Here is a 23,997-nt window from a genome sequence, read left to right on the forward strand (position 1 = left end):
CGCGAAGTGTACTCGTGGGTCCGCTGCTTTTTTCAGCACGAGGCGCGTGCCAAATCAAGGGCGGCGCGCGATGTCCTGCGGCAGACGGGTCCAGTCGAGCTCGGTCGGATCGGCGGGCATGGGCCCGGGCGCACGAGCGACGACGATGCGCGAGGCGATCGTCGTGAACGCGGCCCGGAAGTGCACCGAGCTCTTCACGACAAGCAGTTTCAGTGCCCGCGGCTCGACACCGAGGAAACGGCACAGCGCCTCGTCGATCAGCTGGCCCTTGCCGCTGGTGACGAGCACGCGCACGCCGTCGACGTCCAGGCAGGCGCAGGGGCCCAGGTGCACGGTGTTGCCGGCGGTCATCGGGCCGTGCAGCGCGACCTCGCCGTCGTGCAGCGCGAGCACGGTGGTGCGGACCTGCAACGGCGGCTCGCTGTCGCGCCCGTCGGCGCAGCGCACGCTGCGGCCGAGCGTCAGCTCCAGCCCCGCGCAGACGCCGGCGGCGTGCGCGGCACGCGCCGCCTCGGGGTCGTGCATCAGCCCGAGCGCCACCGCACCGGGATAGCGCCGGCCGGCACCGGCGTCGAGCAGCGCGTGCAGCAGCCCGGTGGTGTTGGCGTCGGCGCCGGCGCCGGGGTTGTCCTGGGTGTCGGCGATGACCACCGGCCGCTCGGCGTGGCGCGCGGCGCGCAGCGCCTCGGCGACGGCCTCGCGGGCATCGGGCAGCTCGACGGCGAACTCCTCGCGCGCGTCGATCAGGTTCTCGGCCAGCGCCATCACGTTGGCCTCGACGGTCTCGGCGTCGCGGCCGTGACCGAAGACCACCGGCCCGCAGTGCGGCACGTCGGCCGCCGGGAAGCCGAAGGCCAGGCCGAGGTGCACGCCGCTCTGCGCCTCCAGCGTCGCCAGGTCGGCCATCACGCCGGCCGCCGGCTCGACCCGCGTGCACTGGGCGTTGATCGGCAGCAGGAACGGCAGGCGGCGGGACCGCGTGACGAAGGCCCCGCCCGAGACGCGTTCGGCCAGCAGGCCCGCGGCGCGGGCGCCGGTCTCGGCCATGTCGACGTGCGGATAGGTGCGGAACACGGTCAGCGCGTCGGCGTGGCGCAGCAGCCGGGCGCCAATGTTGGCGTGCAGGTCCAGGCTGGCGACGACCGGCACTGCCGGGCCGACGACGGCGCGCAGGCGTTCGAGCAGTTCGCCTTCGCAGTCGTCGACGTGCTCGGCGACGGCGGCGCCGTGCAGGTCGAGGTAGACGGCGTCGAAGCCGCCGCTACGCGCGTCGTCGAGCAGCATGGCGGCCAGACGCTCGAAGGCGTCGTGCGTGACCTGGGCCGACGGCGACGCGCCGGCCCAGATCGACGGCAGCAGCGTCCAGCCGCGCTCGCGCGCGTCGGCGATGAAGCCGGCCATCGGCAGCGAGGTCGGCGCCAGGCGCTCGAGCATCGCCTCGCCGCGTGTGAACTCGGGGAAGGCGTCGCCGGCCAGGAAGGCCGGCCAGCCGGCCTTCGTCGGCGCGAAGGTGTTGGTCTCGTGCTGGAAACCGGCGACGAGGACCCGCATCAGGCCGTCGCCCGCAGCGTCAGGTCTGCCAAGGCCCCCAAGGTGTCGAGATGCTGCGTCATCCTTAAAATTGTGCCCTTTGCCTGGAGTGCCGCCTTGGCCGTCTACCGCCTCGGGGACGCCGTCCCCCGCATCGATGCGACGGCCTGGGTGGCCGAGACGGCCACCGTGATCGGCCGCGTCGCACTCGAACCCGGCGCCAGCGTCTGGTACGGCGCCGTGCTGCGCGGCGACAACGACTGGATCACCGTCGGCCGCGACAGCAACGTGCAGGACGGCAGCGTGCTGCACACCGACGCCGGCATCCCGCTGGTGATCGGCGAGCGCGTGACGATCGGCCACAAGGTCGTGCTGCACGGCTGCACGATCGGCGACGGCTCGCTGGTCGGCATGGGCGCGGTGCTGCTCAACGGCGCCCGCATCGGGGCCGGCTGCATCGTCGGCGCCGGGGCGCTGGTCACCGAAGGCAAGGAGTTTGCGGACGGCTCGCTGATCGTCGGCGCGCCGGCCAGGGTGGTGCGCACGCTGACGCCGGAACAATCGGCCCGGCTGGCGCTGTCCGCCGCACATTACGTGAACAACGCGGCTCGCCACCGCGACCAACTGGAGCGAATCGGCTGATGTCCGACCTGACCAAATTCCTGTTCGAAGGCCTGCCGGTGCGCGGCATGCTGGTGCGTCTGGGCGAAGGCTGGCGCGAGATGCTGGCGCGGCGCGAAGCCGCCGGCGGCTACCCGCGCCCGGTGCGCGAGCTGCTCGGCGAGATGTCGGCCGCGGCGGTGCTGATGCAGGCCAACATCAAGTTCAACGGCGCGCTGGTGCTGCAGATCTCCGGCGACGGGCCGGTCCAGCTGGCGGTGGCCGAGGTGCAGCCCGACCTGGCCTTTCGCGCCACCGCGACGCTGACCGGCGAGGTCGCCGACGACGCCCGCCTGGAGGCACTGGTCAACGTGCACGGCCAGGGCCGCTGCGCGATCACGCTGGACCCCAAGGACCGCCTGCCGGGCCAGCAGCCCTACCAGGGCGTCGTGCCGCTGCACGGCGACCGCCGCGAGCCGCTGCAGAAGGTCTCCGAGGTGCTGGAGCACTACATGCTGCAGTCCGAGCAGCTCGACACCCGCCTCGTGCTCGCCGCCGACGACACGACCGCTGCCGGCCTGCTGATCCAGCGCCTGCCGGTCGAAGGGGAGGGCAATCTCGCCGGCCGCCGCAACGAGGACGACATCGGCCTGAGCGAAGCCTTCGACCGCATCGCGACGCTGGCCGCCACGCTGACGCGCGAGGAGCTGCTGACGCTGCCCGCCGAGCGCATCCTGCATCGGCTCTTCTGGGAGGAGACGCTGCGGGTCTTCGAGCCGCTCGCGCCGCGTTTCGCCTGCAGCTGCTCGCGCGAGCGCGTCAGCGACATGCTGAAGACCCTGGGCCGCGAGGAGAGCGCCTCGCTGATCGAGGAGCGCGGCGAGGTCGAGGTCGGTTGCCAGTTCTGCGGCCAGCACTACCGCTTCGACGCCGTCGACGTCGGCGAGATGTTCACGCCGCAGCGCGACCAGCCGCCGTCCACCGGCACGATGCAGTAGGCGCCGGCCTCAGCCGCGCCGTGCGGCGTGTTCGCAGGCCGGGTCGTCGCAGAGTTCGCAGCGCCAGGGGCGGTCGGCCGCGTCGCGGCCGGCCAGGCGCGTGAACAGGCCGCGGCGCGGCGCGGCACGCTCGCGCAGCAGCGGCGCCAGCGCGTCGAGCGCGTTCTCCAGGCGTTCATCGCCGTCGCCGCAGACCAGCGCCCAGGCGAGGCCGTGGCGCGCCATCAGTTCGCGCAGCGTCGTGTCGACCGGGATCCGCACCTGCGGGCCGTCGCGCTGCAGGCCGTCGGCCACCCAGGGCAGGTCCAGCGCGGTCAGCAGCGTCGCGCCGCAGCGCTCGCGCTGCCAGGCGCAGGCTTCGGCGTCGAGCGTGTCGTCGCCGAACAGCAGCCGGCTGTAGACCGCGGTCATCAGCGGCGTCGTGTCGGCGACAACGACGTCGGCGCCGGCCGCGGCGGCCTCGATCGTGTCGCGCTGGGCGCGTGCGATCGCGGCCTGCTCGTCGGCGCGCGGCGTGCGGCCGCGGGTCTCGCACCAGCTGCGCAGATGCTCGGGCACCCAGGCGCAGACCAGGCCGGTCTCGGCTTCGATGCGTGCGGCCAGCGTCTGCGCCAGCACCGTCTTGCCGGTGCTCTCGGCGCCGACGATGGCGACGATCAGCGTGTCAGCGGCCACGGTGCTCCTGCGCCAGGCGGTGCCAGGCGCGCCAGCCGAAGGCCGCCATCACCGCGAACACCGCGTACAGCAGCACCGTCAGCCACAGCCCCTTGACGGCGAAAAGCACGACGCTGACGACGTTGACCGCGATCCACACCGGCCAGTTCTCGACCAGCTTGCGGCCGAGCAGAAGCTGGCCGGCGACGCTGCCGACGGTGGGCAAGGCGTCCAGCCAGGGCACGTCGCTGTCGGTGGCGTGGTCCAGCAGCAGCGCCAGCGCCGGCCAGGCCAGCGCGGTGGCGAGCAGCGCACGCCGCCGCGCCGCCGGCGTCAGCCGGTGCACGACCAGCGGGCCGCCGTCGTCGCCGCGGCCGCGCAGCCACTGCCACCAGCCCCAGAAGGCCACGGCGATGAAGAAGAACTGCAGCGAGGCTTCGCCGTAGAGGCGGCTGTCGGCGAACAGCAACGCATATAGCAGCGAGCTGGCGATCGCCAGCGGCCAGGCCAGCGGGTTCACGCGCAGGTTGCACAGCACCATCCAGACGCCGAGCGCGAAGGCCACGAGCTCCAGCCACGTCACCGGGCTGCCCAGCAGCGTGAAGGCCACGCGCAGCAGCGGCTGCGCGGGCGCGAGGACCGCTTCGATCACGTCGGGGACCGTCTCAGCGCCGGGGCGGCGCCACCTGCACCAGGATCTCGTCGGGCTTGACCATGCCGAGTTCGGCGCGTGCCTTCTCCTCGACCATCTCCAGCCCTTCCTTCAGGTCACTGACCTCGGCTTCCAGGCGCGCGTTGCGCTCGCGCGCCTGGTCGTTGGCCGCCTGCTGGGCGGCCAGCTGGGTGCGCAGGCTCATCGTGTAGGGAACGCTCGAGCGGCCGAACCAGAGGTCGGCCTGAACGGCGGCGAGCAGCCCCGCCAGCACGAAACTGAGCCAGCGCAAGGGCTCAGCGCAGGTTGTAGAACGCCGAGCGGCCCGGGTACGAGGCGATCTCGCCGAGGTCTTCCTCGATGCGCAGCAGCTGGTTGTACTTGGCGATACGGTCGCTGCGCGACATCGAGCCGGTCTTGATCTGGCCGGCGTTGGTGCCCACGGCGATGTCGGCGATCGTCGAGTCCTCGGTCTCGCCCGAACGGTGGCTGATGACGGCGGTGTAGCCCGCGCGCTTGGCCATCTCGATGGCCGAGAAGGTCTCGGTCAGCGTGCCGATCTGGTTGATCTTGATGAGGATGGAGTTGGCGATGCCCTTGCGGATGCCTTCCTCGAGGATCTTGGTGTTGGTGACGAACAGGTCGTCGCCGACGAGCTGCAGCTTGCCGCCCAGACGCTCGGTCAGCAGCTTCCAGCCGTCCCAGTCGCCTTCGTGCATGCCGTCCTCGATCGAGATGATCGGGTACTTGTCGGCCCAGGTGGCGAGCATGTCGGTCCACTCGCCGGCCGACAGCACCAGGCCTTCGCCGTCGAGGTGGTACTTGCCGTCCTTGTAGAACTCGCTGGCGGCGCAGTCCAGGCCCAGCGCGATCTGCTCGCCCGGGGTGTAGCCGGCCTTGTCGATGGCTTCCAGGATGAGCTGGATCGCGGCCTCGTGGTTGGCGACGTTCGGTGCGAAGCCGCCTTCGTCGCCCACCGACGTCGGCATGCCCTTGGCGTCGATGATCTTCTTCAGCGCGTGGAAGACCTCGGCACCGTAGCGGATGGCCTCGCGGAAGCTGGGCGCGCCGACCGGCAGGATCATGAACTCCTGCAGGTCGAGGTTGTTGTTGGCGTGGGCGCCGCCGTTGATGACGTTCATCATCGGCACCGGCAGGCTCATGCGGCCCATGCCGCCGAAATAGCGGTACAGCGGCAGGCCCGATTCCTCGGCCGCGGCACGCGCGACGGCCATGCTGACGGCCAGCGTCGCGTTGGCGCCCAGGCGGCCCTTGTTCTCGGTGCCGTCCAGATCGACCAGGGTCTTGTCCAGGAAGGCCTGCTCGCTGGCGTCCAGGCCCAGCACGGCTTCGCTGATCTCGGTGTTGATGTGCTCGACGGCGCGCAGCACGCCCTTGCCGAGGTAGCGACCCTTGTCGCCGTCACGCAGCTCGATCGCCTCGCGGCTGCCGGTGGACGCGCCCGAGGGCACGGCCGCACGGCCCATCGTGCCGCTTTCCAGCAGCACGTCGCACTCGACGGTGGGGTTGCCGCGGCTGTCGAGGATCTCTCGGCCGACGATGTCGACGATCGCACTCATGGGAGCTGCCTTTCTTTTCTGGAGGATCTCTGTGCTCAGACCGGGGCGTCCACGCCTTCGACGAGCACCATGTTGAAGTAGTCGGTCGCGTCCTGACGGTGGGCGCGCGCGGCACGATACATCTGGCCGTCGTAGAAGGCCTTCGCCGCCTCGTAGCTGGGGAAACGCAGCATCGCCACGCGCGCCGGGTTCCAATCGCCCTCGAGGCACTCGTGGCGGCCGCCGCGCACGAGGTATTCGCCCCCGGCGGCCTTCACCGCCGCCGGCGCCTCGGCCATGTACTGCTTGTAGCGCTCGGGGTCGCTGATCTTCATCTCGACCAGCAGGTACGCGGGGGCGGACATGGCCGGGCTCAGCAGCTGAAGTCGTTTTCGAGCAGCGGCTGCTGCTTGACGACGCGGTCGATGGCGACGAGCTGTTCCAGCAGCGCCTTCATGTGCTTCAACGGCACCGCGTTCGGGCCGTCGGACATCGCGTTCGCCGGGTCCGGGTGCGTCTCCATGAAGAGGCCGGCGACACCGACGCCGACCGCCGCGCGCGAGAGCACCGGCACGAACTCGCGCTGGCCGCCCGAGCTGGTGCCCTGGCCGCCGGGCAGCTGCACGCTGTGCGTGGCGTCGAAGACCACCGGCGCGCCGGTCTCGCGCATGATCGCCAGGCTGCGCATGTCCGAGACGAGGTTGTTGTAGCCGAAGCTCGCGCCGCGTTCGCAGACCGTGAACAGGTCCTCGGCCAGGCCCTTCTCGCGCGCCGCGGCGCGGGCCTTGTCGACGACGTTCTTCATGTCGTGCGGGGCGAGGAACTGGCCCTTCTTGATGTTCACCGGCTTGCCGCACTGGGCGACGGCGCGGATGAAATCGGTCTGGCGGCACAGGAAGGCCGGCGTCTGCAGCATGTCGACGACGGCGGCGACCTGCGGCACCTCGGCTTCGGTGTGCACGTCGGTCAGCACCGGCACGCCGAGTTCGCGGCGCACCTTGGCCAGAATCTCCAGCCCGCGTTCCATGCCCGGGCCGCGGAAGGAGCTGCCGCTGGAGCGGTTGGCCTTGTCGTAGCTGGACTTGAAGATGAACGGGATGCCCAGCGCCGAGGTGATCTCCTTCAGGCGCCCGGCGACGTCCATCTGGAGCTGCTCGCTCTCGACGACGCAGGGGCCGGAGATCAGGAAGAAGGGCCGGTCGATGCCGACCTCGAAACCGCAGAGCTTCATGCGACTGCCTTTTGCGCGACGCCTTCGCCGCGCCGCGCCTGGTGGTCCAGCGCCGCCTTGACGTAGCTGGAGAACAGCGGGTGCCCGCCCCAGGGCGTGCTCTTGAACTCGGGGTGGAACTGCACGCCCATGAACCACGGGTGGCGGTCCTGCGGCAGCTCGACGATCTCGGTCAGCTGCTCGCGCTGCGTCAGCGCGCTGATGACGAGGCCGGCGGCCTGCAGCCGGTCGAGGTAGTTGACGTTGGCCTCGTAGCGGTGGCGGTGGCGCTCGGTGACGACCGGGCCGTAGATCTGGTAGGCCAGCGTGCCGGGCTTGACGTCCGAGCTCTGCGCGCCCAGGCGCATCGTGCCGCCGAGGTCGGAGCTGGCGCTGCGCTTCTGGATCGAGCCGTCGCGGTCCTGCCACTCCTCGATCAGCGCGATCACCGGGTGCGGCGTCTGCGGCGCGAACTCGGTGCTGTTGGCGTTCTCCAGGCCGGCGACGTGGCGCGCGTACTCGATCGTCGCGACCTGCATGCCCAGGCAGATGCCGAGGTAGGGCAGGCGGTGCTCGCGGGCGAACTTGGCGGCCAGGATCTTGCCCTCGACGCCGCGCTGGCCGAAGCCGCCGGGCACGAGGATCGCGTCGTACTGCGCCAGCTGCGAGACGTTGTGCTCGTCCAGCGTCTCGGCGTCGACGTACTCGATGTCGACCTTGGCGTGGTTGTGGATGCCGGCGTGGCGCAGCGCCTCGTTGAGCGACTTGTACGAGTCCGACAGGTCGGTGTACTTGCCGCACATCGCGATCGTCACGCGGTTCTGCGGGTGCTCGACCTCCTGCACCAGCGTGTCCCAGCGGCGCAGGTCGGCGGGCTTGGTCAGCAGCTGCAGCTTCATGCAGATCAGCTCGTCCAGGCCCTGCTCGTGCAGCACGCGCGGCACCTTGTAGATCGTGTCGACGTCGGGCATCGAGATCACGCCGTGCTGAGGCACGTTCGTGAACAGGCTGATCTTCTCGCGCTCGTCGTCGGGGATGCGGCGGTCGGCCCGGCACAGCAGCGCGTCGGGCTGGATGCCGATCTCGCGCAGCTTCTGCACCGTGTGCTGCGTCGGCTTGGTCTTCAGCTCGCCGGCGGCGGCGATCCACGGCACGTAGGTCAGGTGCACGAAGGCGGTGTTCGCCGGGCCGAGCTTCAGGCTCAGCTGGCGCACGGCCTCCAGGAAGGGCAGCGACTCGATGTCGCCGACCGTGCCGCCGATCTCGACGATCGCGACGTCGACGTCGACGGCCCCGCGGCGCACGTAGTCCTGGATCTCGTTGGTGACGTGCGGGATCACCTGCACCGTCTTGCCGAGATAGTCGCCGCGGCGCTCCTTCTCGAGCACGCTCTTGTAGATCTGCCCGGTCGTGAAGTTGTTCGTGCGCTTCATCCGCGTGGTGATGAAACGCTCGTAGTGGCCGAGGTCGAGGTCGGTCTCGGCGCCGTCATCGGTGACGAACACCTCGCCGTGCTGGAACGGGCTCATCGTGCCCGGGTCGACGTTGAGGTACGGATCCAGCTTGATCAGGGTGACCTTCAGACCTCGCGACTCGAGGATCGCCGCCAGCGAGGCTGCCGCGATCCCCTTGCCGAGGGAGGACACCACGCCGCCGGTGACGAAGACGAACTTGGTCATGTCGCGTGGGGCACATGCGCAAGTCGCTGTGCCCAGGTGGTAAAGCGTGATTATAGGCGGCGCCCCCTGCCGCTCCCCGGTGCGCCGGCGCGCCGCTCGGGCGTGTCGCCGCGCCCCCCGGCGGTGCTAGACTTCGCGCCGCTTGCATCAGGTGCCCTCTTGCACGGCAGGTGTCGGAGGGTTGAACGGGAAGCCGGTGCGCGGCGCGTCCACGATGACGCGCGGCAATTCCGGCGCTGCCCCCGCAACGGTCGGCGAGGTGCGGTCAGCAATGCAGCCACTGGTCCAGCGAGGACTGGGAAGGCGCTGACGGCTTCGGTCCACGGTCAAACCGTCGGACCGGCACTCGCGAGCCCGGATACCGGCCCGATGCCAGGGATGCCGGCGTCGCGGTGGGCGGCGCGCACGAACCCCCGCGGCCCGGAGTCCGTCTTGACGTCCGCCGGCGCGGGTGACATCGGGCGTGCCGCGTTCCAGGACGGCGGCTTGACTCATCGCTGGTCCGCACGGGGTGTGCGGCTGGAGGCCCGCTTGTCCATGTCCTGTTTCGACCGCCGCACCGTCGTCGCGGTCGCCTGTTCGTTTGTCGCCGCCACCGCGGCGGCGCAATCGTCCGAAACCATCGTCGTCACCGGCTCGCGCGAGCCGCTGGCCGTCTCGCGGCTGGCCGCCGACGTCGTCGTGATCGACGGCGACACGCTGCGTGCCTCGGGCGCCACGTCGCTGGCCGACCTGCTGCGCGAGCAGGCCGGCGTGCAGCTGTCGCGCAGCGGCGGCCCCGGCGGCGCCACCTCGGTGATGATCCGCGGCGCCTCGGGCAGCCAGACCGTCGTGCTGGTCGATGGCGTGCGCATCGGCTCGGCGACGCTGGCCGACCCGTCGGTGCAGGCGCTGCCGCTGGCGCAGATCGAGCGTGTCGAGGTGCTGCGCGGCCCCGGCTCCAGCCTCTACGGCGCCGACGCCGTCGGGGGTGTCATCAACATCGTCACGCGCCGCGCCGACGCCGGCCTGCGTTTCGACGCCGCCGCCGCGTTCGGCGGCCGCGGCGCACGCGAGCTGTCGGCCGGTGCCAGCGGCAGCTTCGGCGCCTGGGACTTCGCCGCGTCGCTGGCCCGGCAGCACGACGACGGCGACAGCGCGCTGCGCCCCGGCGATCCGTACGGCAACTACAACGCCGACGACGACGGCTACACGCGCGACAGCGGCCAGGCGCGCATCGGCTTCACGCCGGCGCCGGGCCACCGCATCGGCCTGTCGCTGCTGCGCAGCCGGCTGGAAACCCAGATCGACAGCACCGAGTACGCGCCGCCGAACTACGCCCCCGACAACACGCCGGACTTCCGCGACCAGCTCGACGTCGACGCCACCGCGCTCGACTGGCGCGGCACGCTCGCGCCGGGCCTGGTTGCGACACTGCGGGTCGACCGCGCGGTCGACGAGTCGCGCAGCGGCGAGGCGGTGGTCTACCGTTACCGCACCACGCGTGACCACGCGCTCGCGCAGTTGGCTTGGGAGACCGGCGTCGCCGGCCAGATCGTCGCCGCCGTCGAGCGTCTGGAAGAAGACGCCAAGACCGACAGCTACCGCGGTGATCGCGACACCGACAGTGCCGTGCTGTCCTGGACGGGCAGCGCCGGCCGTTACTCGTGGCAGGCCGACCTGCGCCGTGACGACAGCTCAGACTATGGCGCCCAAACCACCGGCCGCCTGGGCGGCAGCTTCGCGCTGACGCCCGCCTGGCGCTTGCGTGCGCTGGCCGGCAACAGCTTCCGCGCGCCGTCGTTCAACGACTTGCTGTACCCCGGCTACGGCGTGCCGGGCATCAAGCCGGAACGCGGGCGCAGCGTCGAGTTCGGCGTCGAGTGGGCCGCCGATGGCGACCGCGCCGCCCTGACGGTCTTCCGCAACCGGCTGAAGAACCTGATCGGGCCGGCCAAGGGCAGCCTGTGTCCTGACGACCCCCTCTACGCTTTTGGCTGCGTCGCCAACACTTCCCGCGCCCGTCTGCAGGGCGCGACGCTGTCGGGCGCCAAGGCGCTGGGCGACTGGTCGCTGCGCGCCCAGGTCGACTTCCTCGACGCCAAGAACGAGGACACCGGCGCCCGCCTGACGCGCCGTGCGGCGCACCAGGAGACGCTGGGCCTCGACTGGCGCCACGGCGTTTGGAACGCCGGGGCCAGCGTGCTGCACGTCGGCGCCCGGCCCGACAGCCGCGAACTCGGCGCCGAGACCACGCTGGACCTGAAGGCCGGCTGGCGCTTCGCCAAGGGCTGGACGCTGGAGAGCCGGCTGCTGAACGCGACCGACGAGAACCTCGAGCCCTCGGCCTACTACCGCGGCCCGGCCCGGCAGTTCTGGCTCGGCCTGCGCTACGAAGGCGGCGTCTGACGCCGCACACCCGGGGCGGACGATGCACGAGCTGATCCTCGGCGGCGCCAAGAGCGGCAAGTCGCGCTGCGCCGAAACACGCGCGGCGCACTGGCTCGCGCTGCCGGGGCACGGCGCCGTGCTCGTCGCCACCGCGATGGCCGGCGACGACGAGATGCGCGCGCGCATCGAGCGTCACCGCGCCGACCGTGCCGCCCGCGTGCCGGGGCTGGCCACGCGCGAGGAGCCGCGTGCGCTGGCCGCCGTGCTGCGCGAGGAGTCGCTGCCCGGGCGCATGGTCGTCGTCGACTGCCTGACGCTGTGGCTCACCGGCCTGCTGATGCCGCTGGACGGCGCGCCGGTCGACGACCCGGCGGCCGAGGTCGACGCGCTCGTCGACGCGCTGGCCGCCGCGCGCGGCCCGGTGGTGCTCGTGTCCAACGAGATCGGCCTGGGCGTGACGCCGATGTCGCGCCAGGCGCGGCGCTTCGTCGACGAACTCGGCCGGCTGCACCAGCGCGTGGCCGCGGCCAGCACCCGCGTGACGCTGATGGTCGCCGGGCTGGAACTGCCGCTGAAGGGGCCGCGATGAAGCCGGTGCGCCGTCTGCTCCTGCTGCTGGCGCTGTGCGCCGGCGCCGCGACGGCCGCCGAGCCGCCGCGCGACGACCGCGGCGTGGCCTGGCAGGGCGGGCCGCCGCAGCGCATCGTCAGCCTGCTGCCCTCGCTGACCGAGACCGTCTGCGCGCTCGGCGCCTGCGCGCGCCTGGTCGGCGTCGACCGCTATTCCGACTGGCCGGCGCAGGTGAACGCGCTGCCCCGCCTGGGCGGGCTGGACGACGCCAGCGTCGAGCGCATCGTCGCGCTGCGCCCCGAACTCGTGCTCGCCGCGCGTTCGGCGCGGGTTGCCGAACGCCTGGAGGCGCTGGGGCTGAAGGTGATGGTCTTCGACTCGGACTCCCACGCCCAGGTGCGCCACTCGACCGATGCGCTGGCGCGCGTGCTCGGCCAGCCGCAGCGCGCGGCGCAGCTCTGGGCCTCGATCCACCGCGACGAGGCGGCGGCCGCGGCGCGCATCCCGCCGCGGCTGCGCGGGCGCAGCGTCTATTTCGAGGTCGACTCGACGCCGTACGCCGCCGGCCCCGGCTCGTTCATCGGCGAGACGCTGCAGCGCCTGGGGTTGCGCAACGTCGTGCCGGCCGAGTACGGCGCCTTCCCGCGCCTGAACCCCGAGTTCCTCGTGCGCAAGTCGCCGGACCTCGTGATGGCGGAGGATCGTGCGCTCGCGACGATGGCCGAGCGCCCGGGCTGGCACACGCTGCGCGCGCTGAAGGACGGCCAGGCCTGCGGCTTCGAGCGCGAGCGCTACCTGCTGCTGATCCGTCCCGGCCCGCGCATGGGCGAGGCCGCGCTCGCCATCGCCGACTGCCTGGCCGGCCTGCCCGAGAAATGAACCCCGCGCTGGCCCTGGACCTGTCGCGCCGCCGCCGCCTGGTGGCGGGGCTGGCGCTGGCCGCGCTGGCGCTGTCGCTGCTCGGCCTGGCGGTCGGCAGCGAAGGCTGGAGCTGGCACTGGAGCGACGCCGACTCGGCGGTGCCGATGGAGCTGATCGTCGGCCAGATCCGCGCCCCGCGCACCATCGGTGCGCTGCTGGTCGGCGCGCTGCTGGGGCTGGCCGGCGCGATCGCGCAAGGGCTGTTCCGCAACCCGCTGGCCGATCCCTACCTGCTGGGCACCGGCTCGGGAGCCTCGCTGGCGGTGGTCGCGGTGCTCGCCGCCAGCGCCATCGGCGGCCATGCGCTGGCGCTGGGCAGCGTCGAGTGGCTGGCGCGCATCGGCCTCGTCGGTGCCGCCTTCGTCGGCGCGCTCGGCGGCGTGACGCTGACGCTGATGCTCGCCCGCGGCGCGCAGGAGCCGATGCGGCTGCTGCTGTCGGGCGTCGTCGTCGGCGTCGTGCTCGGCGCCGCCAGCGATCTGGTCACGACCTGGGTGCCCGACGCGTTGCGCGGCAAGCAGAGTTTCATGCTCGGCTCGACCGGCTTCCTCGGCTGGCAGAGCGTGGCGCTGCTGGCCGTCGGCTTGGCGCTGGCGCTGCCGCCGGCCTGGCGCCTGGCGCGCGCGCTCGACGCGCTGGGCCTGGGCGAGGAGAGCGCCGCCAGCCTGGGGCTGGCGCTGCCGCGGCTGCGCCTGCTGCTGGTCGTGCTGCTGGCGCTGTGCACCGCGCTGGCGGTGTCGCAGGCCGGGCTGGTCGGTTTCGTCGGCCTGGTCTCGCCGCATCTGGTGCGCCGTTTCGCGCCGGCGCCGCAGCGCTTCATGCTGCCGGCCAGCGCCGCGGCCGGCGGCGTGCTGATGCTCGGCGCCGACGTGCTCGCCCGCGGGCTGATCGCGCCGCAGGAGCTGCCGGTCGGCGTGCTGACCGCGGTGCTCGGCGGCGGCTACCTGCTGTGGCTGCTGCACAAGCGGGGCGTGCGGTGAACCTGATCGCGGCCGACGTCGGCGCGCGGCTGGGCGCGCGCGAGGTGCTGTCCGGTGTCAGCTGCGTGCTGCAGCCCGGCTGGACGACGATCGTCGGCCCCAACGGCGCCGGCAAGTCGACGCTGCTGCGCGTGCTCGCTGGGCTGCTGCCGTACCAGCGTGGCACCGTCGAGCTCGACGGCCGGCCGCTGGGCGACTGGGCGCCGCGTGAACGCGCGCTGCGCCTGGCCTGGCTGGCGCAGGCCGGCGAGGCCAGCGGCGACCTGACGGTGCGCGACACCGTGATGCTCGGCCGGCTGCCGCACCTCGGCCTGCTCGGCACCGCCGGCCCTCGCGACGAGGCCGCCGTCGACGCGGCGATGGATGCCACCGAGTGCCGCGACTGGCAGTTCCGGCGCCTGCAGCAGCTCTCCGGCGGCGAGCGCCAGCGTGTGCTGCTGGCGCGTGCGCTGGCCACCGAGGCGCCGGTGCTGCTGCTCGACGAGCCGACCACGCACCTCGACGCGCCGCACCAGGTGGCGCTCGCAAAGCTGTTCCGCCGGCTCGGAAGCACCCACACGGTGGTCAGCGTGCTGCATGATCTGCCGCTGGCGCTGCACGCCGATCGGCTGCTGGTGCTGTGCGGCGGACGCGTGCTCGCCCACGGCAGCCATGACGACCCGGTCGTGCACGCTGCACTCGTCGACGCCTTCGGCGGCGCGGTGCGCATCGACCGCAGCGGCGCCCGGGCCATGGCGCTGCCAGACCTGGGATAAGCGATTCGTGATGGAAAAGAAGGCTAGGGCGCTGATCGTCTGGGGCACGACCAGCGGTGCCGGGAAAAGCTGGTTGGCCACCGCCTTGTGCCGCTGGGCCGCCCGCCGCGGTGTCGACGTCGCGCCGTTCAAGGCGCAGAACATGAGCAACAACGCGCGTGTCGTGCCGGCGCTGGACGGCGGCTGGGGCGAGATCGGCGCGGCGCAGTACTTCCAGGCGCTGGCCGCCGGGCTGGCGCCGTCGGTCGAGCACAACCCGGTGCTGCTCAAGCCCGAGCGCGACACCGCCAGCCAGGTGCTGCTGCACGGCCGTGTCGAGCCGGGGCTGTCGCGCGCCGGCTGGCGCGAACGCAGCGAGCTGCTGGCCGCGACCGCGCGCGACAGCCTGGAGCGGCTGCAGCGCCGCCACGAGCTGCTGATCATCGAAGGCGCCGGCTCGCCGGCCGAGACCAACCTGGCGCCGCACGACTACGTCAACCTGCAGACCGCGCGCTGGGCCGAGGCGCAGGCGCTGCTGGTCACCGACATCGACCGCGGCGGCGCCTTCGCGCACCTGTTCGGCACCTGGGCACTGCTGCCCGAGGACCTGAAGCCTCAGCTCGCCGGCTTCGTGCTCAACCGCTTCCGCGGCGACCCGTCGCTGCTGGCGCCGGCGCCGCAGCAGCTGGAGGACCGCACCGGCGTGCCGACGCTGGCCGTCGTGCCGATGTGGCGCGACCACGGCCTGCCCGAGGAGGACGGCATGCTGCACGACGCGCCGCAGGGCCGCGGCGCGGCGCGCCGGCGCGTCGCCATCGTCGCCTACCCGCACATCAGCAACCTCGACGAGTTCCAGCCGCTGGCGCGCATCGACGGTCTGCGCCTGCTGTGGGCGCGCGACGCCGCGGCGCTGGAAGGCGTGGACTGCATCATCCTGCCGGGCTCCAAGCAGGTCAGCGGCGACCTGGCCTGGCTGCGCCGGCACGGCCTCGACGCGGCGATCGCCCGCCACGCCGCCGCCGGCGGGCCGGTGCTGGGCGTCTGCGGCGGGTTGCAGATGCTGGGCCAGACGCTGGCCGACCCCGAGGGCCATGACGGCGAGGTCGGCTTCTCGGCGCCGGGCCTGGGCCTGCTGCCGCTGGCCACCGGCTTCGTCGCCGACAAGCACGTGCAGCCGGCGCGGGTGCGTTTCGGTGCCGCCGACGGTGCCTGGGGCGCGCTGGCCGGCGTCGATGCCGCCGGCTACGAGATCCACTGCGGCCGCACGGTGGCGCTGTCCGACGCCGCGCGGCCGGTGCTGCACGACCCGGCGGGCCAGCCGATCGGCTGGCAGCGCGGCAACGTGCTGGGCGTCTACGCGCATGGCCTGTTCGAGTCGCCGAACGTGCTGCGGGCGCTGTACGGCGACACCGTGCCGACGCTGCAGAGCGTCTTCGAAGGCCTGGCCGACCACGTCGAGGCGGCGTTCACGCCCGGCACTCTCGAAAGGCTGCTGCTGGGTTGAGATCGGCGGCGCCGTGGCCTCGCAGGACGGCCGGCGTCGTGTCCACCTGTCCTGTGTCATGCGCGGCGGCGGCCCGATGTCCGCCGGCCGCTGCTTCCATCGTCGTGCCGCCTCGGCGGCCTGTGCTCCATGAACTTCTCCGTCCCCGACTTCCAAGACTCCGAACTCGCCGCGCGCGTGCAGCACCGGCTCGACCAGAAAACCAAGCCGCAGGGCTCGCTCGGCCGCATCGAGACCGTCGCGCTGCAGATGGCGCTGGTTCAGGGCCGCGAGAACCCGCGCCTGGACGCGCCGCAGCTGGTCATCTTCGCCGGTGACCACGGCATCGCCGCGCAGGGCGTGTCGGCCTTCCCGCAGGAAGTGACGGTGCAGATGGTGCACAACATGCTGGCCGGCGGCGCCGCGATCTCGGTGCTGGCGCGCCAGCACGGCCTGGCGCTGACGGTGCTGGACTGCGGCGTGAAGGAGGACTTCGCGCCGGCGCCCGGCCTCGTGGCGTCCAAGTGCTGCCACGGCAGCGCCGACAGCACCGTCGCCCCGGCGCTGACCGAGGCCCAGTGCGAGGCCGCGATCGCCAACGGCGCGGCCTTCGTGCGCGACCTGCCGGGCAACGTGCTGCTGCTCGGCGAGATGGGCATCGCCAACACCTCGCCGGCGGCGCTGCTGATGGCGCGTCTGACCGGGCTGTCGATCGAGCAGTGCGCCGGCCGCGGCACCGGTCTGGACCCGGCCGGCGTCGCCCACAAGCTGGCGGTGCTGCAGCGGGCGCTGGACCGCCACCCCGACGCGACGACGCCGATGGCCGCGCTGGCGGCGCTCGGCGGCCCGGAGATCGCGACCATGGTCGGCGCCGTGCTGCAGGCCGCGGCGCTGCGCCGCCTGATCGTCGTCGACGGCTTCATCACCACCTCGGCGGTGGCGGTGGCCGCGGCGATCGAGCCGCGCATCCTCGGCGCCTGCGTGTTCTCGCACGGCTCGGCCGAGAACGGCCACGGCCGCTGGCTGCAACTGCTGGGCGCGCGCCCGCTGGTCGACCTGGGCCTGCGCCTGGGTGAAGGCTCGGGCGCGGCGCTGGCCTGGCCGCTGATCAAGTCGGCCGAGCTGATCCTGGCCGAGATGGCGAGCTTCGAATCGGCGCAGGTCAGCAGTGCTGCATGAGCTGAGGCTGTTCTTCGTCGCGCTGCAATTCATGACGCGCGTGCCGGTGCCGGCCTGGGTGGGCTGGCGGCCGGAGCTGATGCACGCCAGCTCGCGCTACTACCCGGCCGTCGGCCTGGTGGTCGGCGGCTTCGGCGCCGCGGTGCTGTGGTTCGCGGCCCCGCTGTGGCCGGCGCCGGTGGCCATCGGGCTGTCGATGGCGGCCACCGTCTGGATGACCGGCGCCTTCCACGAGGACGGGCTGGCCGACACCTGCGACGCGCTGGGTGGCGCGGTGAGCCGCGAGAAGGCGCTCACGATCATGAAGGACTCGCGCATCGGCAGCTACGGCGCCTGCGCTCTGGTGGCCGTGCTCGGCCTGAAGGCCGCGGCGCTGCACGGGCTGGCGACACGCGACTTCCTCGCCACGCTGGCCATCCTGCCGCTGGCGCACGCCTGGTCGCGTGCGGTGCCGGTGCTGATGCTGCGCCTGCTGAGCTACGCCGGCGACCTGGAGCACGCCAAGTCCAAGCCGCTTGCGCAGAAGGCGAGCGCCGGCACGCTGTTCGTCGTCGTGGCGTGGTGTGCCGCTGCCGGCGCCGCCGCGGTGCTGTGGCGCCTGGACCTGGCGCACACGACGCTGGCGGCGCTGGTCGTCGGCGCGGTGACGCTGTGGATGGCACGCTGGCTGGCGCGCCGCCTGGGCGGCTACACCGGCGACACGCTGGGCGCGGCGCAGCAGTTCGCCGAGCTCGGCGTCTACCTCGCCTTCCTGGCGGGCATGCAGCATGGCTGAGCTCTGGGCCTGGCGACATCCGCGTGTGGCCGGCGCCGCCGGCCGCTGCCTGGGCCGAACCGACCTGCCGGTCGACCGGCGCCGCGCCAAACGTCTGGCGCACCGCATCCGCGCCGCGGCGCGCCGCCACGGCCTGCCGCGGGCGGTGACGGTGTCGCCGCTGGCACGCTGCCGCGAGGTCGGCCGCTGGCTGGCGCTCTGGGGCTGGAAGGTCGACGTCGACGCCGGCCTCGCCGAGCTCGACTTCGGCGCCTGGGACGGACAGCGCTGGAGCGACATCGCCTGGCCCGAGGTCGAGGCCTGGCAGAACGACCTGTGGCGCTACGCGCCCGGCGGCGGCGAGACGCTGCAGGCGCTGACGGCGCGGGTGCATGGCTGGGCCGGTGCGGTGCAGGGCGTGCGCCTGGTCGTCGGCCACGCCGGCTGGCTGAACGCGCTGCGCGCCGTCCCGCGCGGCGCCACCGGCTTTGCCGCACGCGACTGGCCGGCGCCGCCGCGCCACGGCGAGTGTGTCGTCTGGCGGGGCTGAAAACGCAGTTCATCGGCCGCGCTGCGCAGTTCGTCGCACGCGCCTCGCGGCGGCCGGGGGCGCTGCCTAGAGTTCACTCCATCGACAACGTCACCCGATGGAGAGCGAAATGAAAGACAGCTTCGTTGCCCGTGCCGCCGCCTTCGGTCTGGCCGCGATGATGACCTTCGGCGTGCTCGGCAGCGTGGACTTCCTGGCCACGCCGCAGACCACCGCCTCGGCCGGCCAGCTGGCCGCCGCGCCGGCGCCGCGCGCCTGAGGCGTTCAGCGCCGCCGCACCACCAGTTCCGCGTAGCCCGTCGCCGTGTCGGGCTCGCGAGAAAACGCCCAGTCGGGCAGCAGCACGAGCAGCACCTCGGCCGTCGTCAGCACGACCGAGCCGTAGCCCAGATGGCCGCCGAGCACGCGGCCGGTGGCGTCGCAGACGCTGGCATGCAGGTGCGACGCCCCGGGCGCCACGCTGCCGGCCAGCGTCAGCAGCTCGACGCTGCCTTCGGGCCGCACCGTCGTCTCGGCGCCGGCCAGCCGCAGGACTGCGGGCTGCAGGCTGCCGATGCCCTGCAGCACGAAGCCGGCTTCGGCGCCGTGTTCGGACAGCGCCGCTTCCAGCGCACGCCGCAGGTCGGCGCCGGGCGGCAGCCGCAGCGGCAGCGTCTTCATGCCGCTTCGGCCGCGGCCAGGCGCGCCAGCACCGCGTCGGCCACGGCCAGCGGCTGCTCCATCGGCACCAGGTGCGTGCCGGCGATCCACTCGACCTGGCCGCGGGTGATCGCGCGTGTCGCCGCCATGCCGACCTGGCGCACTTCCAGCGATTGCGTGCCGCCGATGAAGGCCACCGGGCAGCGCGGCGGATGCCGGTGCACCAGATCGCCCAGGTGGTGCGGCAGCGTGTTGTAGAAACGCGTCTCGACGTCGCGGTGGAAGGCCAGGCGCACGCCGCCGGCCGGGTCGGGCTCGGTGCCGTGGGCGATGTAGTCGGCCAGCACACGCGGGTCCCAGCGCGCGAACACCGCCTTCTTCGCGAAGTGCTCCAGCGCCGCCTCGGCCGAGGGCCAGTGCTGGCGCCTCGCCTTGGACACCTTGCCGGGCGAGATGCGGCCGATCAGCTTCGTCGCCTTGGCGACCTGCACGCTGTGCGCACGCCAGCCGGCGAGCACCGGCGAGTCGAGCATCACCACCGAGGCGGCGAGCTCGGGCCGCCGGCAGGCCGCCATCAGGCTCAGGTAGCCGCCCAGCGAATGGCCGACGAAGTGCACGCGCCGGCCCGGCGCCGCCTCGTCGACGAAGTCCAGCAGCTGGCGCGCGATGTGCGGCCAGTTGCCGGTGACCGGGTAGCGCGGGTCGTGGCCGACCTTGGGCAGCGCCAGCACCTCGTGCCCGGCGGCGCGCCAGTGCGCGAACAGCACGCCGTAGGTGCCGGCCGGGAAGCCGTTGGCGTGCGAAAAGACGATCGTGGAGTGCTCCGTGGCCATCAGCAGTTCTCGTGTACGGCGAATGATCGTCGACAACCGGGACGCGGAGCACGTCTCCGGCGGGACAGTCGCGATCGCCTGGCTCGGAGCCCCGGGGTCAGGTCTCAGGAGACCTGACCCCGCCTGTCCCGGCTCGTGTCGCCTCTCGGGGACAGGTCGCCATCGGCGACCAGGGGGAGCGGCGTTGTTGACGCGCCTGACCGGGGAGCCCCGGGGTCAGGTCTCAGGAGACCTGACCCCGCCTTTCCCGGCTCGTGTCGCCCCTCGGGGACAGGTCGCCATCGGCGACCAGGGGGGAGCGGCCTTGTTAACGCGCCTGACCGGATCCGGGAGCCCCGGGGTCAGGTCTCAGGAGACCTGACCCCGCCTGTCACGTCTCCGGCGGGACAGGCGGCCGCGGGGCCGCCGGGGATCAGACGATCCTCTCTCCGGGGTGCGTGATTTTCCGCATCGGCTCGTAGCGCGAATGGCGCGCCAGCAGCGGGTGCGCGGTGTCGCCGCCGTCCCAGCGCGGGTCGTCGATCGACTCGAAGACCTCGCGCAGGCGCTGGCCCCAGGTGCTGCGGATCATGCGGAAGTACGGGTTCTGCTCGTCGATGCAGACGTGGTCGCCCGAGGACAGCGTGCCGGCGCGGTAGACCATCAGGTCCAGCGGCAGGCCGACCGAGAGGTTGGACTTCAGCGTCGAGTCCATCGACACCAGCGCGCACTTGGCGGCTTCGTCCAGCGGCGTGGACGGCGTCAGCACGCGGTCGAGGATCGGCTTGCCGTACTTGCTCTCGCCGATCTGGAAGAAGCAGGTCTCGCGCGTGGCCTCGATGAAGTTGCCGGCCGAGTAGACCAGGAACATGCGCATCGCCTCGCCGCCGATCTGGCCGCCGAAGATCATGCTGGTGTTGAAGTCGACACCGGCGGCCTTCAGCGACGGGCCGTCCTGCTGGTAGACGCGGCGCACGGCGGCGCCGAGCACACGCGTGGCGTCGAACATGCTGCGCGCGTTCCAGATCGTCAGCGGCTCCTCGTCGCCGTTGTCCAGCTTCTCGACCTGCAGGATCTCGCGCACGCTCTGGCTGATGCTCAGGTTGCCGGCCGACAGCATCACCATGAAACGGTCGCCGGGGCGCTCGTAGATCATCATCTTGCGATAGGTGCTGATCTGGTCGAGGCCCGCGTTGGTGCGCGAGTCGGAGAGGAAGACGAGCCCGGCTTCGAGCCGGATGCCGACGCAGTAAGTCATCGGAGGGGGCGGGCGGTTTCGCCCGTGGAGGTGATGCGACGAAGGCCGCAAGCGTAGCAGCGGCCGGGGGTGCCGGGGTCGGGGTCAGGTACGGGGTCAGTACGGGGGGCCAGTATGGGGTCAGGTCCCGAGGGACCTGACCCCCATCGCCGCCGACCCCCATCGCCGCCATCGCCGTGACCCCCATCGCCGTGACCCCCATCGCCGAGGCGCCGCCAGGAACGGCCCGCCGGGCCGTCCACGTCCGGCCTCAGCCGAGCAGCGCCTTCAGCCGGTACAGCGCGTCCAGCGCCTCGCGCGGCGCCAGGCGGTCGGGGTCGATCGCGGCCAGCGCCGCTTCCACCGCCGAAGGCTCGGGCGCTGCCGCGGCCGGCGGCGGCGCGAACAGGTCGACCTGCGCGTGGCCGGCCTGGGCCTTGGCTTCCAGCGCCTCCAGCGTCGCCCGTGCCTGGCGGATCACCGTCGCCGGCATGCCGGCCAGGCGCGCGACCTGCACGCCGTAGCTGCGGCTCGCCGGGCCGGGTTCGATCTGGTGCAGGAAGACGATGTCGTGGCCGCTCTCGACGGCGCCGACGTGCAGGTTCAGCGCGCGTTCGTGCTCGGCCGGGAACTCGGTGAGCTCGAAGTAGTGCGTCGCGAACAGCGTGAAGCTGCGGTTGCGGTCGTGCAGCTGGGTCGCGATGGCCGCGGCCAGCGCCAGGCCGTCGAAGGTGCTGGTGCCGCGGCCGATCTCGTCCATCAGCACCAGGCTGTGCTCGGTGGCGGTGTGCACGATGGCCGCGGCCTCGGTCATCTCGAGCATGAAGGTCGACTGCGCGTTGGCCAGGTCGTCGGCCGCGCCGATGCGGGTGTGGATCGCGTCGACCGGCCCCAGACGGCAGGCGCTGGCCGGCACGTACGAGCCCATCGCCGCCAGCAGCACGATCAGCGCCACCTGGCGCATGAAGGTGCTCTTGCCGCCCATGTTGGGGCCGGTGATGACGAGCAGCCTGGTCTTCGCGTCGAGCCGGCAGTGGTTGGCGATGAAGGGCCCGGCGCCGGTCTCGCGCAGCCGCGCCTCGACGACCGGGTGGCGGCCGGCCTCGATCTCGATGCAGGGGTAGGGCACGAACTCTGGGCGGCACCAGCCCAGCGCCGCGGCGCGTTCGGCCAGCGTTGCCAGCGCGTCCAGCGAAGCCAGCGCCCGCGCCAGCGCGGTCAGCGGCGGCAGCAGCGGCTGCAGCGCGTCGAGCACCTGCTCGTAGATCCACTTCTCGCGCGCCAGCGCACGCTCCTGCGCCGACAGCGCCTTGTCCTCGAAGGCTTTCAGCTCGGGCGTGATGTAGCGCTCGGCGTTCTTCAGCGTCTGGCGGCGCTGGTAGTCGGCCGGCACCTTGTCGCGGCCGGAGCTGGTGACCTCGATGTAGAAACCGTGCACCTTGTTGAACTGCACACGCAGGTTGCCGATACCGGTGCGCGCACGTTCGCGCGACTCCAGGTCGAGCAGGAAGGCGTCGCAGTTCTGGCTGATCGCGCGCAGCTCGTCGAGCTCGGCGTCGACGCCGGCGGCGATGACGCCGCCGTCGCGCAGCATCACTGCCGGCTCCTCGGCGATCGCCGACAGCACGTTGGCGATGCCGTCGTCGGGCGCCAGCGCGGCGTCGAACTCGGCCAGCAGCGGCGCGCCGGCCGGCACCGCGGTGCGCAGCGCCGGCAGGCCCAGCAGCGTCGCACGCAGCCCCGACAGTTCGCGCGGGCGCACCTGGCGCAGCGCGATGCGCGCGGTGATGCGCTCGACGTCGCTGACGCCGCGCAGCGCGTCGCGCAGCGGCTCGTAGCCCTGGTCCAGCAGGCAGGCGATGGCTTCGTGGCGCGCGCGCGCCTCGCTGCGGTCGCGTTGCGGGTGCGTCAGCCAGTGGCGCAGCCGGCGGCTGCCCATGCCGGTGCGGCAGGTGTCCAGCAGCGACAGCAGCGTCGGGCTGTCCTCGCCACGCAGCGTCTGCACCAGCTCGAGGTTGCGGTGCGTAGCCGGCGGCAGCTCGATCAGCTCGCTGGAACGCGGCACGGCGACGCTGCGCAGATGCGCCAGCGCGCGGCCCTGGGTGTGTTCGGCAAAACTCAGCAGCGCCGCGGCGGCGGCGTGCGCGACCTTCAGCTCCTGGGCGCCGAAGCCGGCCAGCGTCGCCACCTGAAGCTGCTCGCGCAGCTTGCGTTCGCCCAAAGCCGACTCGAACTGCCAGGCCGGGCGCGCCGTGCGCGCGCAAGGCGCCTGGGCGAGTGCTGCCGGCAGCTCGCCGCTGCCGTCGTGCAGCAGCTCGGCCGGCTGCAGCCGCGCCAGCCAGCCGGCGAGTTCACGCTCGCTGCATTCGGTGAGCCCGAGCTCGCCGCTGGCCAGGCCCAGCCAGGCCAGGCCCCAGGTGTTGCGCTGGCGGTGCACGGCCAGCAGCAGCGTGTCGGCGCGTTCGGCCAGCAGCTCGCTGTCGGTCACCGTGCCCGGCGTGACGACACGCACCACCTTGCGTTCGACCGGGCCCTTGGCGGCACCGACCTCGCCGACCTGCTCGGCGATCGCCACCGCCTCGCCCAGCTTCAGCAGCCGCGCGAGGTAGGCGTCGACCGAATGCACCGGCACGCCGGCCATCACCACCGGCTCGCCGGCGCTCTGGCCGCGCGTCGTCAGCGTGATGTCCAGCAGCCGGTTGGCCTTGCGCGCGTCGTCGTAGAAGAGCTCGTAGAAATCGCCCATCCGGTAGAAGACGAGCGTGTCCGGAAACTCCGCTTTGATCCGTAGATACTGGACCATCATGGGCGTGTGACCCGAGAAATCGGGCGCGGCGGGGGCGGAGGCGGTCGGGGTGTCGGCGGACATGCGGTGGGGGCGCTGAA

The 23,997-nt window shown here is 72.6% G+C and carries 24 protein-coding genes and 1 riboswitch; of the genes, 12 read left to right on the forward strand and 12 right to left on the reverse strand.

Going from position 1 to position 23,997, the window contains the following annotated elements:
• Positions 1 to 54: 54 nt before the first annotated feature.
• Complete coding sequence (locus RBXJA2T_RS12180) at positions 55 to 1,551, reverse strand: M81 family metallopeptidase (RefSeq protein WP_009857683.1); 1,497 nt, start codon at positions 1,549 to 1,551, stop codon at positions 55 to 57.
• A 96-nt stretch (positions 1,552 to 1,647) separates the two neighbouring features.
• Here RBXJA2T_RS12180 and RBXJA2T_RS12185 point away from each other — a divergent pair, with 96 nt between their 5' ends.
• On the forward strand, positions 1,648 to 2,172 hold the full coding sequence (locus RBXJA2T_RS12185; RefSeq protein WP_009857684.1) for a gamma carbonic anhydrase family protein: 525 nt from the start codon (positions 1,648 to 1,650) through the stop codon (positions 2,170 to 2,172).
• Positions 2,172 to 3,128 (forward strand): Hsp33 family molecular chaperone HslO, encoded by a 957-nt coding sequence (gene hslO / locus RBXJA2T_RS12190; RefSeq protein WP_009857685.1) that lies wholly within the window; start codon positions 2,172 to 2,174, stop codon positions 3,126 to 3,128. Before RBXJA2T_RS12185 ends, hslO begins: the two co-directional genes overlap by 1 nt.
• Positions 3,129 to 3,137: 9 nt before the next feature.
• Here the strand turns inward: hslO and RBXJA2T_RS12195 are convergent, their stop codons facing one another.
• The 7 genes from RBXJA2T_RS12195 to pyrG are packed head-to-tail and all read right to left on the reverse strand — an operon-like array spanning position 3,138 to position 8,882.
• A complete protein-coding gene (locus tag RBXJA2T_RS12195; protein ID WP_009857686.1) occupies positions 3,138 to 3,803 on the reverse strand; it encodes an AAA family ATPase in 666 nt (221 codons plus the stop codon).
• Complete coding sequence (gene pnuC / locus RBXJA2T_RS12200; protein ID WP_009857687.1) at positions 3,793 to 4,434, reverse strand: nicotinamide riboside transporter PnuC; 642 nt, start codon at positions 4,432 to 4,434, stop codon at positions 3,793 to 3,795. The genes RBXJA2T_RS12195 and pnuC overlap by 11 nt, the downstream gene beginning before the upstream one ends.
• A gap of 13 nt (positions 4,435 to 4,447) precedes the next feature.
• Positions 4,448 to 4,726 (reverse strand): cell division protein FtsB, encoded by a 279-nt coding sequence (gene ftsB, locus RBXJA2T_RS12205; RefSeq protein WP_009857688.1) that lies wholly within the window; start codon positions 4,724 to 4,726, stop codon positions 4,448 to 4,450.
• A 4-nt stretch (positions 4,727 to 4,730) separates the two neighbouring features.
• Complete coding sequence (eno, locus tag RBXJA2T_RS12210) at positions 4,731 to 6,014, reverse strand: phosphopyruvate hydratase (protein ID WP_009857689.1); 1,284 nt, start codon at positions 6,012 to 6,014, stop codon at positions 4,731 to 4,733.
• 35 nt (positions 6,015 to 6,049) lie between these two features.
• Positions 6,050 to 6,358, reverse strand: coding sequence for a DUF1330 domain-containing protein (locus RBXJA2T_RS12215; protein WP_009857690.1), 309 nt, complete (start codon positions 6,356 to 6,358; stop codon positions 6,050 to 6,052).
• Between the two features lie 8 nt (positions 6,359 to 6,366).
• Positions 6,367 to 7,224, reverse strand: a complete 858-nt coding sequence (kdsA, locus tag RBXJA2T_RS12220) for a 3-deoxy-8-phosphooctulonate synthase (protein ID WP_009857691.1) — start codon at positions 7,222 to 7,224, stop codon at positions 6,367 to 6,369.
• Positions 7,221 to 8,882: a CTP synthase gene (gene pyrG / locus RBXJA2T_RS12225; RefSeq protein ID WP_009857692.1), complete on the reverse strand. Its 1,662-nt coding sequence runs from the start codon at positions 8,880 to 8,882 to the stop codon at positions 7,221 to 7,223. Before pyrG ends, kdsA begins: the two co-directional genes overlap by 4 nt.
• Before the next feature lie 132 nt (positions 8,883 to 9,014).
• Positions 9,015 to 9,266: riboswitch (cobalamin riboswitch) on the forward strand.
• 153 nt (positions 9,267 to 9,419) lie between these two features.
• Between pyrG and RBXJA2T_RS12230 the strand changes: the two genes are divergently transcribed.
• The 10 genes from RBXJA2T_RS12230 (at position 9,420) to RBXJA2T_RS20525 (ending at position 18,682) form a co-directional block, all read left to right on the forward strand.
• Positions 9,420 to 11,270, forward strand: a complete 1,851-nt coding sequence (locus RBXJA2T_RS12230; protein ID WP_009857693.1) for a TonB-dependent receptor plug domain-containing protein — start codon at positions 9,420 to 9,422, stop codon at positions 11,268 to 11,270.
• A gap of 22 nt (positions 11,271 to 11,292) precedes the next feature.
• The gene (locus tag RBXJA2T_RS12235) at positions 11,293 to 11,841 is read left to right on the forward strand and encodes a bifunctional adenosylcobinamide kinase/adenosylcobinamide-phosphate guanylyltransferase (RefSeq protein ID WP_009857694.1); all 549 of its coding nucleotides are present in this window, start codon (positions 11,293 to 11,295) and stop codon (positions 11,839 to 11,841) included.
• Entirely contained in the window at positions 11,838 to 12,701 is an 864-nt protein-coding gene (locus RBXJA2T_RS12240) for an ABC transporter substrate-binding protein (protein WP_009857695.1), read from the forward strand. The genes RBXJA2T_RS12235 and RBXJA2T_RS12240 overlap by 4 nt, the downstream gene beginning before the upstream one ends.
• On the forward strand, positions 12,698 to 13,723 hold the full coding sequence (locus RBXJA2T_RS12245; protein ID WP_009857696.1) for a FecCD family ABC transporter permease: 1,026 nt from the start codon (positions 12,698 to 12,700) through the stop codon (positions 13,721 to 13,723). Before RBXJA2T_RS12240 ends, RBXJA2T_RS12245 begins: the two co-directional genes overlap by 4 nt.
• Positions 13,720 to 14,478 (forward strand): ABC transporter ATP-binding protein, encoded by a 759-nt coding sequence (locus RBXJA2T_RS12250; protein WP_009857697.1) that lies wholly within the window; start codon positions 13,720 to 13,722, stop codon positions 14,476 to 14,478. Before RBXJA2T_RS12245 ends, RBXJA2T_RS12250 begins: the two co-directional genes overlap by 4 nt.
• 10 nt (positions 14,479 to 14,488) lie before the next feature.
• Positions 14,489 to 15,961, forward strand: a complete 1,473-nt coding sequence (locus tag RBXJA2T_RS12255; protein ID WP_029718904.1) for a cobyric acid synthase — start codon at positions 14,489 to 14,491, stop codon at positions 15,959 to 15,961.
• 129 nt (positions 15,962 to 16,090) lie between these two features.
• A complete protein-coding gene (gene cobT, locus RBXJA2T_RS12260; RefSeq protein WP_009857699.1) occupies positions 16,091 to 17,119 on the forward strand; it encodes a nicotinate-nucleotide--dimethylbenzimidazole phosphoribosyltransferase in 1,029 nt (342 codons plus the stop codon).
• Entirely contained in the window at positions 17,109 to 17,894 is a 786-nt protein-coding gene (locus RBXJA2T_RS12265) for an adenosylcobinamide-GDP ribazoletransferase (protein WP_009857700.1), read from the forward strand. Before cobT ends, RBXJA2T_RS12265 begins: the two co-directional genes overlap by 11 nt.
• On the forward strand, positions 17,887 to 18,423 hold the full coding sequence (locus tag RBXJA2T_RS12270; protein WP_029718903.1) for a histidine phosphatase family protein: 537 nt from the start codon (positions 17,887 to 17,889) through the stop codon (positions 18,421 to 18,423). The genes RBXJA2T_RS12265 and RBXJA2T_RS12270 overlap by 8 nt, the downstream gene beginning before the upstream one ends.
• Before the next feature lie 109 nt (positions 18,424 to 18,532).
• The gene (locus tag RBXJA2T_RS20525; protein ID WP_009857702.1) at positions 18,533 to 18,682 is read left to right on the forward strand and encodes a hypothetical protein; all 150 of its coding nucleotides are present in this window, start codon (positions 18,533 to 18,535) and stop codon (positions 18,680 to 18,682) included.
• A 5-nt stretch (positions 18,683 to 18,687) separates the two neighbouring features.
• Here RBXJA2T_RS20525 and RBXJA2T_RS12275 read toward each other — a convergent pair whose 3' ends face one another.
• From RBXJA2T_RS12275 to mutS, 4 genes are all read right to left on the reverse strand, one after another.
• Positions 18,688 to 19,083 (reverse strand): PPC domain-containing DNA-binding protein, encoded by a 396-nt coding sequence (locus tag RBXJA2T_RS12275; RefSeq protein WP_009857703.1) that lies wholly within the window; start codon positions 19,081 to 19,083, stop codon positions 18,688 to 18,690.
• On the reverse strand, positions 19,080 to 19,895 hold the full coding sequence (locus RBXJA2T_RS12280) for an alpha/beta fold hydrolase (protein WP_009857704.1): 816 nt from the start codon (positions 19,893 to 19,895) through the stop codon (positions 19,080 to 19,082). Before RBXJA2T_RS12280 ends, RBXJA2T_RS12275 begins: the two co-directional genes overlap by 4 nt.
• A gap of 412 nt (positions 19,896 to 20,307) precedes the next feature.
• The gene (locus tag RBXJA2T_RS12285) at positions 20,308 to 21,132 is read right to left on the reverse strand and encodes a proteasome-type protease (protein ID WP_009857705.1); all 825 of its coding nucleotides are present in this window, start codon (positions 21,130 to 21,132) and stop codon (positions 20,308 to 20,310) included.
• A gap of 250 nt (positions 21,133 to 21,382) precedes the next feature.
• Positions 21,383 to 23,980, reverse strand: a complete 2,598-nt coding sequence (gene mutS, locus RBXJA2T_RS12290; RefSeq protein ID WP_029718865.1) for a DNA mismatch repair protein MutS — start codon at positions 23,978 to 23,980, stop codon at positions 21,383 to 21,385.
• Between the last annotated feature and the right edge of the window lie 17 nt (positions 23,981 to 23,997).

The sequence above is a fragment of the Rubrivivax benzoatilyticus JA2 = ATCC BAA-35 genome, from assembly GCF_000190375.1.
GTDB classification, from domain to species: Bacteria; Pseudomonadota; Gammaproteobacteria; order Burkholderiales; family Burkholderiaceae_C; genus Rubrivivax; species Rubrivivax benzoatilyticus.

What these genes read in the sequence shown, in the direction of transcription:
- RBXJA2T_RS12255 (WP_029718904.1), top strand. Translation starts at nt 14,489, where the DNA reads ATGGAAAAGAAGGCTAGGGCGCTGATCGTCTGGGGCACGACCAGCGGT.
- RBXJA2T_RS12275 (WP_009857703.1), bottom strand. Translation starts at nt 19,083, where the DNA reads ATGAAGACGCTGCCGCTGCGGCTGCCGCCCGGCGCCGACCTGCGGCGT.
- kdsA (WP_009857691.1), bottom strand. Translation starts at nt 7,224, where the DNA reads ATGAAGCTCTGCGGTTTCGAGGTCGGCATCGACCGGCCCTTCTTCCTG.
- RBXJA2T_RS12180 (WP_009857683.1), bottom strand. Translation starts at nt 1,551, where the DNA reads ATGCGGGTCCTCGTCGCCGGTTTCCAGCACGAGACCAACACCTTCGCG.
- RBXJA2T_RS12230 (WP_009857693.1), top strand. Translation starts at nt 9,420, where the DNA reads ATGTCCTGTTTCGACCGCCGCACCGTCGTCGCGGTCGCCTGTTCGTTT.
- RBXJA2T_RS12235 (WP_009857694.1), top strand. Translation starts at nt 11,293, where the DNA reads ATGCACGAGCTGATCCTCGGCGGCGCCAAGAGCGGCAAGTCGCGCTGC.
- pyrG (WP_009857692.1), bottom strand. Translation starts at nt 8,882, where the DNA reads ATGACCAAGTTCGTCTTCGTCACCGGCGGCGTGGTGTCCTCCCTCGGC.
- RBXJA2T_RS12215 (WP_009857690.1), bottom strand. Translation starts at nt 6,358, where the DNA reads ATGTCCGCCCCCGCGTACCTGCTGGTCGAGATGAAGATCAGCGACCCC.
- RBXJA2T_RS20525 (WP_009857702.1), top strand. Translation starts at nt 18,533, where the DNA reads ATGAAAGACAGCTTCGTTGCCCGTGCCGCCGCCTTCGGTCTGGCCGCG.
- cobT (WP_009857699.1), top strand. Translation starts at nt 16,091, where the DNA reads ATGAACTTCTCCGTCCCCGACTTCCAAGACTCCGAACTCGCCGCGCGC.
- RBXJA2T_RS12280 (WP_009857704.1), bottom strand. Translation starts at nt 19,895, where the DNA reads ATGGCCACGGAGCACTCCACGATCGTCTTTTCGCACGCCAACGGCTTC.
- eno (WP_009857689.1), bottom strand. Translation starts at nt 6,014, where the DNA reads ATGAGTGCGATCGTCGACATCGTCGGCCGAGAGATCCTCGACAGCCGC.
- RBXJA2T_RS12285 (WP_009857705.1), bottom strand. Translation starts at nt 21,132, where the DNA reads ATGACTTACTGCGTCGGCATCCGGCTCGAAGCCGGGCTCGTCTTCCTC.
- RBXJA2T_RS12270 (WP_029718903.1), top strand. Translation starts at nt 17,887, where the DNA reads ATGGCTGAGCTCTGGGCCTGGCGACATCCGCGTGTGGCCGGCGCCGCC.
- RBXJA2T_RS12245 (WP_009857696.1), top strand. Translation starts at nt 12,698, where the DNA reads ATGAACCCCGCGCTGGCCCTGGACCTGTCGCGCCGCCGCCGCCTGGTG.
- mutS (WP_029718865.1), bottom strand. Translation starts at nt 23,980, where the DNA reads ATGTCCGCCGACACCCCGACCGCCTCCGCCCCCGCCGCGCCCGATTTC.
- RBXJA2T_RS12240 (WP_009857695.1), top strand. Translation starts at nt 11,838, where the DNA reads ATGAAGCCGGTGCGCCGTCTGCTCCTGCTGCTGGCGCTGTGCGCCGGC.
- hslO (WP_009857685.1), top strand. Translation starts at nt 2,172, where the DNA reads ATGTCCGACCTGACCAAATTCCTGTTCGAAGGCCTGCCGGTGCGCGGC.